This window comes from Micromonospora mangrovicola (assembly GCF_047200535.1).
GTDB lineage: Bacteria > Actinomycetota > Actinomycetes > Mycobacteriales > Micromonosporaceae > Micromonospora.
This window is the reverse complement of sequence record NZ_JBJZOG010000003.1, coordinates 95,536-109,620: the sequence shown is the minus strand read 5'-3', so window position 1 is coordinate 109,620 and position 14,085 is coordinate 95,536. Positions and strand designations below refer to the sequence as shown.

14 protein-coding genes and 1 pseudogene are annotated in these 14,085 nt (G+C 73.0%); 10 read left to right on the top strand and 5 right to left on the bottom strand.

What is annotated here, in order from left to right; genetic code table 11:
- Positions 1 to 11: 11 nt before the first annotated feature.
- The 5 genes from ACL02O_RS02235 (at position 12) to ACL02O_RS02215 (ending at position 3,545) form a co-directional block, all read left to right on the top strand.
- Positions 12 to 782, top strand: coding sequence for a helix-turn-helix domain-containing protein (locus ACL02O_RS02235; RefSeq protein WP_412816222.1), 771 nt, complete (start codon positions 12 to 14; stop codon positions 780 to 782).
- Between the two features lie 75 nt (positions 783 to 857).
- Positions 858 to 1,337 carry a GbsR/MarR family transcriptional regulator gene (locus ACL02O_RS02230; RefSeq protein WP_412816221.1) on the top strand — a complete coding sequence of 160 codons (480 nt, stop codon included), beginning with the start codon at positions 858 to 860 and terminating at the stop codon, positions 1,335 to 1,337.
- A complete protein-coding gene (locus ACL02O_RS02225; protein ID WP_412816220.1) occupies positions 1,330 to 2,247 on the top strand; it encodes an ABC transporter ATP-binding protein in 918 nt (305 codons plus the stop codon). The genes ACL02O_RS02230 and ACL02O_RS02225 overlap by 8 nt, the downstream gene beginning before the upstream one ends.
- The gene (locus ACL02O_RS02220) at positions 2,234 to 3,031 is read left to right on the top strand and encodes an ABC transporter permease subunit (protein WP_412816219.1); all 798 of its coding nucleotides are present in this window, start codon (positions 2,234 to 2,236) and stop codon (positions 3,029 to 3,031) included. The genes ACL02O_RS02225 and ACL02O_RS02220 overlap by 14 nt, the downstream gene beginning before the upstream one ends.
- A 268-nt stretch (positions 3,032 to 3,299) precedes the next feature.
- On the top strand, positions 3,300 to 3,545 hold the full coding sequence (locus tag ACL02O_RS02215; RefSeq protein WP_412816218.1) for a fibronectin type III domain-containing protein: 246 nt from the start codon (positions 3,300 to 3,302) through the stop codon (positions 3,543 to 3,545).
- A gap of 38 nt (positions 3,546 to 3,583) precedes the next feature.
- Here ACL02O_RS02215 and ACL02O_RS02210 read toward each other — a convergent pair whose 3' ends face one another.
- Together ACL02O_RS02210 and ACL02O_RS02205 are read right to left on the bottom strand one after the other, a co-directional pair.
- Positions 3,584 to 3,988, bottom strand: coding sequence for a YjbQ family protein (locus ACL02O_RS02210; protein ID WP_412816217.1), 405 nt, complete (start codon positions 3,986 to 3,988; stop codon positions 3,584 to 3,586).
- A 23-nt stretch (positions 3,989 to 4,011) separates the two neighbouring features.
- The gene (locus tag ACL02O_RS02205; protein WP_412816216.1) at positions 4,012 to 4,380 is read right to left on the bottom strand and encodes a hypothetical protein; all 369 of its coding nucleotides are present in this window, start codon (positions 4,378 to 4,380) and stop codon (positions 4,012 to 4,014) included.
- Positions 4,381 to 4,564: 184 nt separating this feature from the next.
- On the opposite strand from ACL02O_RS02205, the gene aceE reads away from it, so the two are divergent.
- Positions 4,565 to 7,309, top strand: coding sequence for a pyruvate dehydrogenase (acetyl-transferring), homodimeric type (gene aceE, locus ACL02O_RS02200; RefSeq protein WP_412816215.1), 2,745 nt, complete (start codon positions 4,565 to 4,567; stop codon positions 7,307 to 7,309).
- A gap of 170 nt (positions 7,310 to 7,479) precedes the next feature.
- On the opposite strand, the pseudogene ACL02O_RS02195 reads toward aceE, so the two are convergent.
- Positions 7,480 to 8,100, bottom strand: a pseudogene (locus tag ACL02O_RS02195) (MBL fold metallo-hydrolase); the annotation flags it as partial.
- Between the two features lie 230 nt (positions 8,101 to 8,330).
- On the opposite strand from ACL02O_RS02195, the gene ACL02O_RS02190 reads away from it, so the two are divergent.
- Positions 8,331 to 8,516: a hypothetical protein gene (locus tag ACL02O_RS02190; protein ID WP_412816214.1), complete on the top strand. Its 186-nt coding sequence runs from the start codon at positions 8,331 to 8,333 to the stop codon at positions 8,514 to 8,516.
- A gap of 85 nt (positions 8,517 to 8,601) precedes the next feature.
- On the opposite strand, the gene ACL02O_RS02185 is transcribed toward ACL02O_RS02190, so the two are convergent.
- Positions 8,602 to 9,048 (bottom strand): SRPBCC family protein, encoded by a 447-nt coding sequence (locus tag ACL02O_RS02185; RefSeq protein ID WP_046570642.1) that lies wholly within the window; start codon positions 9,046 to 9,048, stop codon positions 8,602 to 8,604.
- Positions 9,049 to 9,235: 187 nt separating this feature from the next.
- Between ACL02O_RS02185 and ACL02O_RS02180 the strand changes: the two genes are divergently transcribed.
- From ACL02O_RS02180 to gltX, 3 genes are read left to right on the top strand one after another with little or no spacing between them, the layout of a single operon-like run.
- Positions 9,236 to 10,564, top strand: a complete 1,329-nt coding sequence (locus tag ACL02O_RS02180; RefSeq protein ID WP_412816213.1) for a GH1 family beta-glucosidase — start codon at positions 9,236 to 9,238, stop codon at positions 10,562 to 10,564.
- Complete coding sequence (locus tag ACL02O_RS02175; RefSeq protein ID WP_412816212.1) at positions 10,561 to 11,838, top strand: MFS transporter; 1,278 nt, start codon at positions 10,561 to 10,563, stop codon at positions 11,836 to 11,838. The genes ACL02O_RS02180 and ACL02O_RS02175 overlap by 4 nt, the downstream gene beginning before the upstream one ends.
- Before the next feature lie 49 nt (positions 11,839 to 11,887).
- Entirely contained in the window at positions 11,888 to 13,297 is a 1,410-nt protein-coding gene (gene gltX / locus ACL02O_RS02170) for a glutamate--tRNA ligase (protein ID WP_412816211.1), read from the top strand.
- A gap of 144 nt (positions 13,298 to 13,441) precedes the next feature.
- On the opposite strand, the gene ACL02O_RS02165 is transcribed toward gltX, so the two are convergent.
- Positions 13,442 to 13,993 carry a copper resistance CopC family protein gene (locus ACL02O_RS02165; RefSeq protein WP_412816210.1) on the bottom strand — a complete coding sequence of 184 codons (552 nt, stop codon included), beginning with the start codon at positions 13,991 to 13,993 and terminating at the stop codon, positions 13,442 to 13,444.
- Positions 13,994 to 14,085: the final 92 nt, after the last annotated feature.

Here is a 14,085-nt window from a genome sequence, read left to right as displayed (position 1 = left end):
ACGCTGGGCGCGTGCGTACCGCGACCGAGCTGCTGCGGCACCCGGACTTCCGGGTCACCGCGGTGCGCTGCCGGGACGATCACACCGGCTGGTCCGCGCCGGAGCCGGCCACGGCGCACGGGTTGGTGCTGACCCGGCGGGGCGGCTTCCGGCGGGCGGGCCGGGGTGGCGCCGAGTTCGTCGAGCCGACCGTGGCGTACCTGACCGTGCCGGGCGAGGAGGAACGCTTCGCCCACCCGGCGGGCGGTGACGACTGCACCTCGGTGCACTTCTCTGAGCGGCTGTGGCGGGAGCTGTTCGCCGACCGCCCGGTCCCCGTCGTGGTGCACGTCGACGCCCGGGTCGATCTCGCCCACCGGCTGCTGCTGCGGGCCGGCGGCGACCCCGGGTTCGCCGCCGCCGAGCGGCTGGTCCGGCTGGTCGCCACGGCCACCGGCCCCGCAGCCGACGCCACCGGCCGCAGTCGCCGGCTGGTGGAGCGGGCGCGGGCGGCGCTGCACGACGGCCACCCCGACGCGGCGGGGCTGGTCCCGCTGGCCCGGTCCCTCGGGGTGTCTCCCTACCGGTTGAGCCGGGAGTTCCAGGCCCTGGTCGGGGTGCCGCTGACCCGCTACCGCAACCGGCTGCGGGTCGGGTGGGCGCTGGACCGGCTGGAGGAGGGGGTCGACAGCCTCGCCGCGCTCGCCGCCGAACTGGGCTTCGTCGACCAGGCGCATCTCACCCGCACGGTCCGCGCGCAGCTCGGGCACACCCCCGGCGAGCTGCGCCGACTGCTGGGCTGATCCCAGGCTTCCCCATTGGCGAACCCTGGCGTACTCTGTGTTCAGAACTTACTGAACTTTCGAAACGAGGGCTGCATGTCCGATCTCTCCCCGCAGCGCCGCTACGCCGAACACGTGGCGGTGGTGATGAGCGGGATGGGGCTGGCGCCGGCGCAGGGCAAGCTCTTCGGCTGGCTGCTGGTCGCGCAACCGCCCTGGCAGACCAGCGCCCAGCTGGCCACCGAGCTGGGCCTCTCCAAGGGCTCGGTGAGCACCGGCATGCGGGCGCTGGAGACCGCCGGTCTCGCCCACCGCGTGCCGCTGCCCGGCCGGCGGGGCCACGCGTACGAGGTCCGGCCCGACGCGATCATCCGGATCGCCGCCGACCCCGGCCGCTTCCGGGTGTTCCGGGAGCTGATGGCGCAGGGGGTGGAGCTGGCCGGTGGCGAGCGGTCGCCCGGCGCCGAGCGGCTGGTCGTGATGCGGGACTTCTACGCCTTCATCGAACGCGAGCTGCCCCGGCTCGTCGAACGCTTCGAGGCTGAGTACGGACGGAAGGAGTCGGCCGATGGATGAACCCGCGGTGCGCACCGAGGGCCTGGTCAAGACGTACGGTCGCAGCCGCGCCCTGACCGGGCTGGACCTGCGGGTCGAACGCGGCGAGGTGTACGGCTTCCTCGGGCCCAACGGGGCCGGGAAGTCCACCACCATCCGGCTGCTGCTCGACCTGATCCGCCCGACCAGCGGCCGGATCGAGGTGCTCGGCCGCGACCCGCGCCGGGACGGGGTGGCCCTGCGACGCCGGATCGGCTATCTCGCCGGCGACTTCGTGGTGGACGGCCGACAGACCGCCCGGGAGCTGCTGACGTACCTCGGGAACCTGCGCGGCGGCGTTCCGGCCGCGCGGATCGACGAGCTGGCCGACCGCCTCGACCTCGACCTCGGCCGGCGGATCCGCGGGCTGAGCAAGGGCAACCGACAGAAGGTCGGCGTGGTGCAGGCCTTCATGCACGACCCGGAGCTGCTGATCCTCGACGAGCCGACCACCGGCCTGGACCCGTTCCTCCAGCAGGAGTTCGTGGCGATGGTCCGGGAGGTTCGGACGGCGGGCCGGACCGTCCTGATGTCGTCGCACGTGATGAGCGAGGTGCAGCAGACGGCCGACCGGGTCGGGGTGATCCGGGACGGGCGGCTGGTCGCCGTCGAACGCGTCGAGGAGCTGCGCGAACGGGCGGTCCGCCGGGTGGAGATCCACTTCGCGGACCCGGTCGACCCGGCGGAATTCGCGGCCGTGCCGGGCGTCAGCGAGGTCACCGTCACCGGCAGCACCCTGCGCTGCCGGCTCGACGGCCGGGCGGACGCGCTGGTCAAGGCCGCCGCCGGGCACACCGTGATCGGCCTGCTGTCGGCCGAGCCGGACCTGGAGGAACTCTTCTTCGACTACTACTCCCACTCGCCCCAGGAGGTCAGTGGTGCTGCTGCGTGACCCGTTCACCAAGGCGCTGTACGATGCGCGCCGGTCGCTGTTCGGCTGGACCGTCGCCGTCGTCGCGGTCGGCGCCCTGTACGCCTCGTTCTGGCCGACCATGCAGACACCGGAGATGGCCCGGGCGATGGAGTCGTACCCGAAAGGGCTGCTGGAGGCGTTCAACTACAGCGATCTCACCAGCGCGGCCGGCTACCTCGGCAGCGCGGTCTACGGCCTGCTCGTCCCGCTGCTGGTGGCCGTCTTCGCCATCGCGGCGGGCGCGCGGGCGGTGGCCGGCGACGAGGAGGCCGGCACCCTCGACCTGGTGCTGGCCCACCCCGTCGGCCGGGCCCGGCTCGCCCTCTGCCGGTACGCGGCCACGGCCGCCGGAGTCGTGACGGTACCGGTCCTGCTCGGCCTCGCGCTGGTCGCCCTGCGCGGGCCGGCCCGGTTCGACGGGATCGGCGTCGCCGGGTTCGCCGCGATGACCCTGCACCTGACGCTGTTCGGGCTGGCCTTCGCGGCGCTGTCCTTCGCGGTCGGAGCGGCCACCGGCCGGCGCGCCCCGGCGCTCGGCGTCAGCGCCGGGGTGGCCGTGCTCGGCTACCTGGCCAACTCGGTCCTGCCACAGGTGGAGTCGCTCGCCTGGGCACGGGAGCTGTCCCCGTTCCACTGGTATCTCGGCGGCTCGCCGCTGGTGGGCGGGGTGCAGCCGGGCGGGGCGCTGCTGCTCGCCGCCGCCACGGTCCTGCTGGTGGCGGGCGGCACCTGGGCCTTCACCCGCCGCGATCTGGCCGTCTGACGCGGCTGAAAGCGCCGGACGTCGGTCGCTGTTCGGCAAGGAGTGCCACGGCCGGCCGCCTGACCGTCACCTGGCGGCCATCGACGACCGACACGCTCCCCGGAGTCGAGAGAAACGGACTCCGGGGAGGAAACCGTGGCACTGTCCCGACGCACCATCCTGCTCAGCGGCGCGGCGCTCGGCGCCGCCGGCACGGGTCACCGGCCTGCCCGTCGCGGCGGGCGCGGCGGCGGCCGGCCCGCTGCGCCGCGACCCGTTCACCCTCGGTGTGGCCTCCGGCGACCCGGACCACGAGGGCTTCGTGCTCTGGACCCGGCTAGCCCCGGAGCCGCTGGCCGAGGACGGCGCCTCGGCGGGATGCCGTCGCGGATCGTCCCGATCCACTGGGAACTCGCCGCCGACGAGAACTTCCGGTACGTGGTGCGGCGCGGCTGACCCCCGTCCCCCCGCACTCCAGGCCCCTGATTCACGGAAAGAGTGGCCATTCCGCGTCGGATGGCCACTCTTTCCGTGAAGGAGGCCGCTCGGTCTGGGGGGAGGGGGCGGGGCGGGTCAGGCGGGGAGGAAGGAGAGGCGGATGTTCCGGGTGGGGTTGTCGCCGTTGGTGTCGACCAGGCAGATCGACTGCCAGGTGCCGAGCTGGAGGCGGCCGCCGAGCACCGGCAGGGTCGCGTACGGCGGGACGAACGCGGGCAGCACGTGGTCCCGGCCGTGCCCGGGCGAGCCGTGCCGGTGCCGCCACCGGTCGTCGGCGGGGAGCAGGTCGTCGAGGGCGCGCAGCAGGTCGCCGTCGGAGCCCGCCCCGGTCTCGATGATCGCCAGCCCGGCGGTGGCGTGCGGCACGAAGACGTGCAGCAGGCCGTCGCCCTGGTCGGAGACGAACCGCTCGGCCTCGGCGGTGATGTCCCGGACGGCCGGCCGGGACCCGGTCTGGACGCTGATCACCTCACTGCGCATACGGCGCATTCTGCCGCAACGGCTCAGCAGCCGCCGCCGCTGTCGCCACCGCCGCCACCGTCGGGCCCCCCACCACCGTGCCCGCCATGCCCGCCGTCGAGGACCGCCGAGAAGTCGACGGCGTCCCAGTCGAAGCCGGGGTGGGACGGCGCGCCGAGCAGCGGCACCGGCGCGGTGCCCGCCCGCTGGCCGGCGGCATCCGCGCGAGCGTCCCGGATCACGGTCACGCCCCCGAGCGCCAGCAGCACGCCGGCGCCCGCGCCCAGCAGCGGGGCCGGCCCGAAGTCGGCCGAGTGCACGAGCGCGCCCACCACGGCGGCGCCGCACACCGCCGCCACGAGCGCGCCGGCGCCCGCCAGCGCGCCGCCCACCAGAACCGGTCGTCTCCGCATGGCGGCAGATTAGCCGCGTCGGGCAGCCCTTGTGGGCCGGCGGACGGACCCGGCGACGGCACAAAGTTACTGGTGGGTACCTGTGTTGAGCGTCGCGTCTGGGGGAGGGAGACGTGACGACGAGCGGCACCAGGGGGCAGGATGGCGCTAGAGACCTATCCCACACAGAACCGAGGGAACGCCTGTGGCTACGGAACGCAAGCGCCCGGTGATCACCGCTGGTCTGCCGAGCCAGCTTCCGGACACCGACCCTGAAGAGACCAGCGAATGGGTCGAGTCGCTCGACGGTGTCGTCGACGAGCGCGGAACCAAGCGCGCCCGCTACGTCATGCTGCGCCTGCTGGAGCGGGCCCGCGAGCGGCAGGTCGGGGTGCCCTCCCTGACCACCACCGACTACATCAACACCATCCCGCCGGAGCGCGAGCCGTGGTTCCCGGGTGACGAGCACATCGAGCGGCGGATCCGGGCGTACATCCGGTGGAACGCCGCCATGCTGGTGCACCGGGCGCAGCGTCCGGAGATCGGCGTGGGCGGCCACATCTCCACCTTCGCCAGCTCCGCGTCGCTCTACGAGGTGGGCTTCAACCACTTCTTCCGGGGCAAGGACCATCCCGGCGGCGGTGACCACATCTTCTACCAGGGCCACGCCTCCCCCGGCATGTACGCGCGGGCCTTCCTCGAGGGGCGGCTGACCGCCGACCAGCTCGACGGCTTCCGGCAGGAGCTGTCGCACCCGGGCGGCGGCCTTCCTTCCTACCCCCACCCGCGGCTGATGCCGGACTTCTGGGAGTTCCCCACCGTCTCGATGGGCCTCGGGCCGATCAACGCGGTGTACCAGGCCCGGTTCAACCGCTACCTGCACCACCGGGGCATCAAGGACACCTCGCAGCAGCACGTCTGGGCGTTCCTCGGTGACGGCGAGATGGACGAGGTGGAGTCGCTCGGCGCCATCGGCGTGGCCGCCCGCGAGGAGCTGGACAACCTCACCTTCGTGATCAACTGCAACCTGCAGCGGCTGGACGGTCCGGTCCGCGGCAACGGCAAGGTCATGCAGGAGCTGGAGGCGTTCTTCCGGGGCGCCGGCTGGAACGTCATCAAGGTGGTCTGGGGCCGGGAGTGGGACCCGCTGCTCGCGGCGGACACCGACGGCGCGCTGGTGAACCTGATGAACAGCACGCCCGACGGCGACTTCCAGACCTACAAGGCGGAGTCCGGGGCGTACGTCCGCGAGCACTTCTTCGGCCGGGACCAGCGGACCCGCAAGATGGTCGAGCAGCTCAGCGACGACGAGATCTGGAACCTCAAGCGGGGTGGCCACGACTACCGGAAGCTCTACGCGGCCTACAAGGCGGCCACCGAGCACACCGGCCAGCCGACGGTGATCCTGGCCAAGACCATCAAGGGGTGGACCCTCGGCTCGCACTTCGAGGGCCGCAACGCCACCCACCAGATGAAGAAGCTGACGCTGGAGGATCTCAAGCTCTTCCGCGACCGGCTCTACCTCGACATCCCGGACAAGCAGCTGGAGGAGAACCCTTACCTCCCGCCGTACTTCCACCCCGGTGAGAAGTCCCAGGAGATCGAGTACCTCAACGAGCGGCGTCGGCAGCTCGGCGGATACCTGCCGACCCGGCGGACCACCGGCAAGACGCTGCAGATCCCGGGCACCGAGCGGTTCTCCGACGTCAAGCGCGGCTCGGGCAAGCAGAAGGTGGCCACCACCATGGCCTTCGTCCGCCTGCTCAAGGACGTGATGAAGGACAAGGAGTTCGGCAGGCGCTGGGTGCCGATCATCCCGGACGAGGCCCGTACCTTCGGCATGGACTCGCTCTTCCCGACGGCGAAGATCTACTCGCCGCACGGGCAGCGGTACACGTCCGTGGACCGGGATCTCTTCCTGTCGTACAAGGAGGCCACCGGCGGGCAGATCCTGCACGAGGGGATCAACGAGGCCGGCTCGGTCGCCTCGTTCACCGCGGCCGGCACCTCGTACGCCACGCACGGCGAGCCGATGATCCCGATGTACATCTTCTACTCGATGTTCGGGTTCCAGCGGACCGCCGACGGGCTGTGGGCGGCGGCCGACCAGATGGCGCGGGGCTTCCTGCTCGGCGCGACCGCCGGCCGGACCACGCTCAACGGTGAGGGCCTCCAGCACGAGGACGGCCACTCGCTGCTGATCGCCGCCACCAACCCGGCGGTGGTCGCGTACGACCCGGCGTTCGCGTACGAGATCGCGCACATCGTGGAGAACGGCCTGCACCGGATGTACGGCGAGGCGCAGGAGAACATCTTCTACTACCTCACCGTCTACAACGAGCCGATCTTCCAGCCGGCCGAGCCGGAGGGCGTGGACGCCGAGGGCATCGTCAAGGGGATCTACCGCTACTCCCCCGCCCCGCAGGTGGGTGGGGACGCGCCGAAGGCGAACATCCTCGCCTCCGGCACCGGCATGCAGTGGGCGCTGCGGGCCCAGCAGCTGCTCGCCGAGGACTGGGGCGTGGCCGCCGACGTCTGGTCGGTGACCTCCTGGACGGAGCTGCGCCGGGACGCGGTGGAGTGCGAGGAGCACAACCTGCTCAACCCGGGCACCGAGCCGCGGGTCCCGTACGTCCAGCGCAAGCTGGCCGACGCCGACGGGCCGAAGGTCGCGGTCAGCGACTGGATGCGTGCGGTACCGGACCTGATCGCCCGCTGGGTACCCGGCGACTACACCTCGCTCGGCACCGACGGGTTCGGCATGTCGGACACCCGGCACGCCCTGCGCCGGCACTTCCACGTCGACGCCGAGTCGGTGGCGGTCGCCACGCTGCGCCAGCTCGCCCTGCGCGGCACGGTGCCGGCCCACGTGCCGGCCGAGGCCGCCAAGAAGTACGCGCTGGAAGACGTCAACGCGGCCCCGGTCGGCGAGACCGGCGGCGACAGCTGACCCATCCGGCCCGAAGGGGCCCGGCGCCGAGTGGCGCCGGGCCCCTTCGCCGTCTCCGCACCCGAGCCCGTAACGGGGCGGGCGGGTGTCAGGACTCGGGGGGGCGTGGTGGCGGCCGTGCGGAGGCGGGCGGAAGCGCCGGTACGGACGGGGTCGCCGTGGCCGAAGCAGGCCAGGTCGGCGTCGAGGGTCGCCAGGCGGCGGAACGACTGCGCGGCCCGCACCCGGTCGACGTGGAAGACCCCGAAGATCACCTCACCGCCGCGCTCGGCCGCGACGTCGCCGGTGAAGAGCACCCGGTGCCGGGGCAGGTGCAGCGCGATGCTGCCGTCCGTGTGGCCGGGCGTGCCGACCACCTCGGCGCCGCCGCCCAGCTCCAGCCGGTCTCCGTCGGTCACCTCCCGGTCGACCCGGACGGGCGGGGCCGGGGGCAGCCCGGCCGCGACCCGGGCGTGCAGCTCCCGCTCGAACGGGGTGAAGTCGGGCGGCGGTGCCGGCCGTTCGCCCCGGAGCACCGGCGCGTCGGCGGCGTGGGCGACCACCTCCACGTCGCCCCACGCGGCGACCTCGGCCGCCGCGCCGGCGTGGTCGTCGTGGCAGTGGGTGAGCACCACCCGGCGCAGGTCGGCGGGGGCCAGGCCGAGCCCGCGCAGGGCGGCCGCGATCGCCGGCCCGGGGCCGGCGGGCCCGGTGTCCACCAGGGTCACCCCGTCCTCGTCGGTCCAGAGGTACGCCTGGAAGGGGCCCAGCGCGAGCAGGTGCAGCCGGGGGTGGAGTCGTTCGGTGGTCACCGGACCAGGCTAGGAACCGGGGCGGCCCGGCGGCCCGCCCGTCTGCCACGGGCAGAAGCGGACCTCACGCCGTCGCGTGGGCCCGGGTCAGCCGGGCGACGAAGGGTTCGACGGCAGCCCGCCAGCCGATCGGGTTGTCGTAGTGCAGGACGTGACCCACCGACCAGAATCGCTTCTTCACGCTGCTGGCCTTCCTGGGCCAGCTGGACGACCCGGCGGCGCAGGCCGCGGTGCTGGAGCGCCGGCTGGACTTCCTCGACCAGCCGGCCAGCTTCTTCCACGCCGGCGGTCGGCCGCGGCGGGCCGCCGAGCAGAACGACCCCTTCCGGCGGGGCATGCTGGTGATGGCCCGGGACATCAGCCGGGCCGAGCGCTCCTGGCTCCGGGCCGCGCTCGCCGAACTGCGCTCCGGCTGACGGCGGCGGAGTCGACGATGGTCCGGCGTTCCTGGCGGGAACGCCGGACCATCACCATCGCGGGCGACGCCGGGACCGGCCCCGGTCAGCCGACGGCGGCCAGATCGGTCAGCCGGGCCAGCGAGTCCTCCAGGTCGGCGCCGACCCGACGCAGGCCGAGCCGGAGCAGGGCGGCCTTGACCGGCCCGGCGGGCCACCGTACGACGATGAGCCGCACGACCGTCCCGCCTTCCTCCTCGTCCGGGGTCAGCTGTACGTAGATCTCGGTGCGCGCCTCGGCCCGGGCACCGGCGCCCTTGGCCCGTTCGCGCCACCCGATCAGGGTCGGCTCCTGGTAGGCGATCACCTCGGCCTCGTGCGCCGCGCCGCGCCCGGCCTGGACCAACTGTCGCCGGCCGAACCCCTCCCCCGAGAGGACCTCGGCCGCGCGAACCCCCGCCAGCCAGGCCGGCAACTGCTCGGCCCGCTGCACGACGTCCCAGACCGCTTCCACCGGCGCCATCACGTGCGCACTACGCTCCACGAGGATCATCTTTGTCTTTCCCCCACTTAAAACACATCCGCGATATTCGGCACTCTATGTGTAAATCGGACTTAAGTGGACGCGTTTGGAGAAGACACGCCGAAAACCCTTGCGCCGCCTGCCTTTCCGGGCCTATGGACCGGCGGCGCTGCGCACCCTAGAGTCGCGAACACGCTTCGCGTTTCAGGGAGGGCGCATGACACACCCGATGCCCGTGTTCCCCGCCGACTTCCGCTGGGGGGTGTCCACCTCCGCGTACCAGATCGAGGGGGCGGCGGCCGCCGACGGCCGGGGACCGTCCATCTGGGACACCTTCGCCCACTCCCCCGGGAGGATCGTCGACGGCAGCACCGGCGACGAGGCGTGCGACCACTACCACCGCTACGCCGAGGACGTCGCGCTGCTGGCCGGGCTCGGGGTCTCCGCGTACCGGTTCTCGATCGCGTGGCCCCGGGTGCAGCCCACCGGCGCCGGCCCGGCGAACCAGGCCGGGCTGGACTTCTACGACCGGCTGGTGGACGAGCTGCTCGGACACGGCGTCGACCCGGTCGCCACCCTCTTCCACTGGGACCTGCCGCAGGCTCTGGAGGACGCCGGCGGCTGGCTCAACCGGGACACCGCCACCCGCTTCGCCGAGTACGCGGACCTGGTCGCCGCCCGCCTCGGCGACCGGGTGAAGCTCTGGATCACGCTCAACGAGCCGTTCATCCACATGAGCCTCGGGCACGGGATGGGGGTGCACGCCCCAGGCCGGATGCTGCTCTTCGACGCCTTCCCGGTGGCCCACCACCAGCTGCTCGGGCACGGTCTCGCGGTCTCCGCGCTGCGCGCCCGGGGCAGCAGCCCGGTCGCCATCGCGAACAACTACTCCCCGGTGCGGCTGGCCGGCGGAACCGACGCCGACCGGGCCGCCGGCGCGGCGTACGACGCGCTGCACAACCGGCTCTTCACCGACCCGCTGCTCGGCCTCGGCTACCCCGAGGAGCCCGGCTTCGACCCGGCCCTGGTCCGGGACGGCGACCTCGACGTGATCGCCGCCCCGATCGACGTGCTCGGGGTGAACTACTACAACCCGACCGGCATCCGGGCCGCCGAAGAGGGTTCCCCGCTGCCGTTCGAGATCGTGCCGCTGGACGGGTACCCCCGGACCGCCTTCGACTGGCCGGTCGTCCCGGACGGCCTGCGCGACCTGCTGCTGCAACTGCGCGACCGGTACGGCGCCGCGCTGCCGCCGATCCAGGTCACGGAGAGCGGCTGCGCGTACGACGACGTGCCGGACGCCGACGGCCGGGTGGCCGACCCGGAGCGGATCGCGTACCTGGCCGGGCACCTCCGGGCGGTCCACGAGGCGATCGCCGCCGGGGTCGAGGTGACCGGGTACTTCGTCTGGTCGCTGCTGGACAACTGGGAGTGGGCCGAGGGCTTCACCAAGCGGTTCGGCCTGGTGCACGTCGACTACGCCACCCAGCGACGGACACCCAAGTCGTCGTACGCCTGGTTCCGGGACCAGGTGATCCGGCCGTGACCACGGTGAACCCGACGCCGGCCTCGCTGCCGGCGGCGCTCGCCGAGCCGACCGTGCCGGTCCGGCGGAGCTGGATCGCGCTGATCTTCGCGGCCAACCTGGGCGTCTGGATGGCCTTCTTCACCCCCATCCAGGTGCTGCTGCCGCAGCAGGTCGAGCGGATCGCCCCGGGCGACAAGGAGGCGATGCTGGCGGTCGTCACCGGCCTCGGCGCGCTCGCCGCGGTGCTGGCGAACCCCCTGGCCGGGGCGCTGTCGGACCGCACCTCGCTGCGACTGGCGAACCGGCACTTCGGTCGCCGGCACGTCTGGACGGCCACCGGGGCGGTGGTCGGCGCCCTCGCGCTGGTGCTGCTGGCCCGGCAGGACAGCATCGCCGGGGTGGCCGTCGGCTGGGTCGCCGCCCAGGTCTGCTTCAACGCGATGCTGGCCAGCCTCACCGCCGCCATCCCGGACCGGGTGCCGGTCGCGCAGCGCGGCGGCGTCTCCGGTTGGGTGGGCATCCCGCAGGCGCTCGGGTTGGTGGTGGGGGCGGTGCTGGTCACCGCCGTGGTCACCGGCAACGCCGCCGGGTACGCGGCGATCGCCCTCGCGGTGCTGCTGCTGTCGCTGCCGTTCGCGCTGCTGACCGAGGACGATCCGCTGCCTCGGGAGCACCGGTCGGCGCTGCGGCTACGCGCGCTGCTGGCCTCCATGTGGATCAGCCCGCGCCGGCATCCCGACTTCGCCTGGGCCTGGTTCACCCGGTTCCTGGTGCAGACCGGCAACGCTCTCGGCACGCTCTATCTGCTGTACTTCCTCAGCGACGGGGTCCGGGTGGCCGACCCCGAGGGTGCGCTGCTGGTGCTGATCCTGCTCTACACGCTCGGCATGATGCTCACCGCCGTGGTGGCCGGCCGGCTCTCCGACCGGTCCGGCCGGCGCAAGGTCTTCGTGATCGCCTCCGGGTTGATCATGGCGGTGGCGGCGCTGCTGCTCGCCCTGGCGCCGACCTGGCCGATGGCGGTCATCGCCGCGTTGCTGCTCGGCGCCGGCTACGGCGTCTACCTGGCAGTGGACGCGGCGCTGATCACCCAGGTGCTGCCGGCCGCCACCGACCGGGCCAAGGACCTCGGCGTGATCAACATCGCCAACTCCGCGCCGCAGGTGCTCGGTCCGGCGTTGTCCGCCCCGATCGTGGTCCACCTGGGCGGTTATCCCACCCTGTACGCGGTCACCGCGGCGGTCACCCTGCTCGGCAGCGCTCTGGTCCTCAAGATCAGATCGGTGCCCTGAACCGGCCCCCTGCCGGAAACCGGTCGCGGCCCGCCGTAGGCTGGGGGACGTGACGGTACGTGTACGCTTCGCCCCCTCCCCGACCGGTATGTTCCACGTCGGCGGCGCCCGCTCGGCCCTGCAGAACTGGATCTACGCCAAGCAGCAGGGCGGGGTGTTCGTGCTCCGCATCGAGGACACCGACGCGGCCCGCAACAAGCCCGAGTGGACCGAGGGCATCCTGTCCGCGCTCGACTGGATCGGCATCGAGCGGGGCAGCTACGAGGGCCCGTACTTTCAGTCGTCGTACGCCGGCGAGCACCGCGCCGCCGCGCAGCGGCTGTACGACAGCGGCCGGGCGTACTACTGCGACTGCACCCGGGAGCAGGTGCAGGCGCGCACCGGCTCGCAGTACCAGGGCTACGACGGCTTCTGCCGCGACCGTGGGATCGGCCCGGGCGAGGGGCGGGCGCTGCGCTTCCGCACTCCGGACGAGGGCGAGACCGTGGTGGTCGACCTGATCCGGGGCGAGCCGACCTTCGAGAACAAGCTGATCGAGGACTTCGTCATCGCGCGCGGCGACGGCTCCGCGGTCTTCCTGCTCGCCAACGTGGTCGACGACATGACCATGGGGATCACCCACGTGATCCGGGCCGAGGAGCACCTGCCGAACACCCCGAAGCAGCAGCTGCTCTGGGACGCGCTCGGGGTCAAGCCGCCGGTCTGGGCGCACGTGCCCGTGGTGGTGAACGAGAAGCGGCAGAAGCTGTCCAAGCGGCGGGACAAGGTCGCCCTGGAGGCGTACCGGGACGAGGGCTACCTCGCCGACGCGATGCGCAACTACCTGATGCTGCTCGGCTGGGCCCCCTCCGGCGACCGGGAGATCGTGCCCTGGTCGGTGATCGAGGAGGAGTTCCGGCTGACGGAGGTGAACCCCTCCCCGGCATTCTTCGACGAGAAGAAGCTGCGCGCGTTCAACGGCGAGTACATCCGGGCCCTCCCGGTCGAGGACTTCATCACGGAGTGCCGGCCGTGGCTGACCGGCACGGACACCATCGTCCCGCCGCCGTGGCAGCCGGAGGAGTTCGACGCCGCCGCGTTCGCCGCGGTGGCCCCGCTGGCGCAGACCCGGATCGCGGTGCTCAGCGAGATCGTGCCGAACGTCGACTTCCTCTTCCTGGCCGACCCGCTGATCGACGAGGCGGCCTGGGCCAAGGCGATGAAGGAGGGCGCGGCCGAGCTGCTGGACGCGGCAACCGCCGCGTTCGAGGCACTGGAGTCGTGGGACGCCGAGTCGCTGAAGTCCACCCTGGAGGCGGTCGGCGCGGAGCGCGGCCTGAAGCTGGGCAAGGCCCAGGCCCCGGTCCGGGTCGCGGTCACCGGGCGTACGGTCGGGCTGCCGCTCTTCGAGTCCCTCGAGGTGCTCGGCCGGGAGCGCACCCTGACCCGGCTGCGCGGCGCCCGGGTGCGCCTGGTCTGACCACGGATTGCCGAAGGGCCCGCCGGAGTCCGGCGGGCCTTCGTCGTACCGCGGCTCCGGTCGCGACCCGGGCGCGTCGCGACCGGAAGGCACCCGGCTTCGGAGCGGGTCCCGCCTTGTCCCTTGCTCGCGGAGCGCTGCGGTTCAGCGGGCGGCGGAACGGCGGCGCAGCAGCAGCCCGGCCGCCAGCACGACGAGCAACACCACCCCCCCGAGCGCCCACAGCCGGCCCGTACCCCCGCCGTCGTCGGCAGTCGAGGCGGCCGGCACCGCGCTCGCCGGTGAGCTGGCCGGGGCGGCCGGCGTGGACGAGGCACTCGTCGGTGCGGCCGGGCCGGCGGTGGGCGTGGCGGCCGGGGCGGCGGTGGTCAGGGTGAAGGTGAGCTTCCCGTGCACCTCGTGGCCGTCAGTCGAGGTGACCCGGTAGGCGACGGTGTAGACGCCGGCCGGGCCCGGGGTGAACGGCACCGCCACCTGCTTGCCGGAGAACGTCGGCACGCCGGTCGAGGCGGACGCGTTGTCCGGCCCGGTGACTGTGATCTTCGTCGTGTCGTGGGCCGGCGTGGCCAGGAAGCGCAGCTCGATCCGCTTCGGCGCGGTCGCCAGCCGGGCCCCGTCCTTCGGATCACTGCCGGTCAACGAGTTGTGCGCGGCGGCCGGCGCGGCCGGCAGCAGCAGTGACACACCTGCTGCCACACCGAGAACCATCGCCCATTTACGCGCCACGCAAGCCAAGCTGCCCCCCATGAGCCCCTCCGTCCGGGTACTATCCGGCCGCTGATCAACGG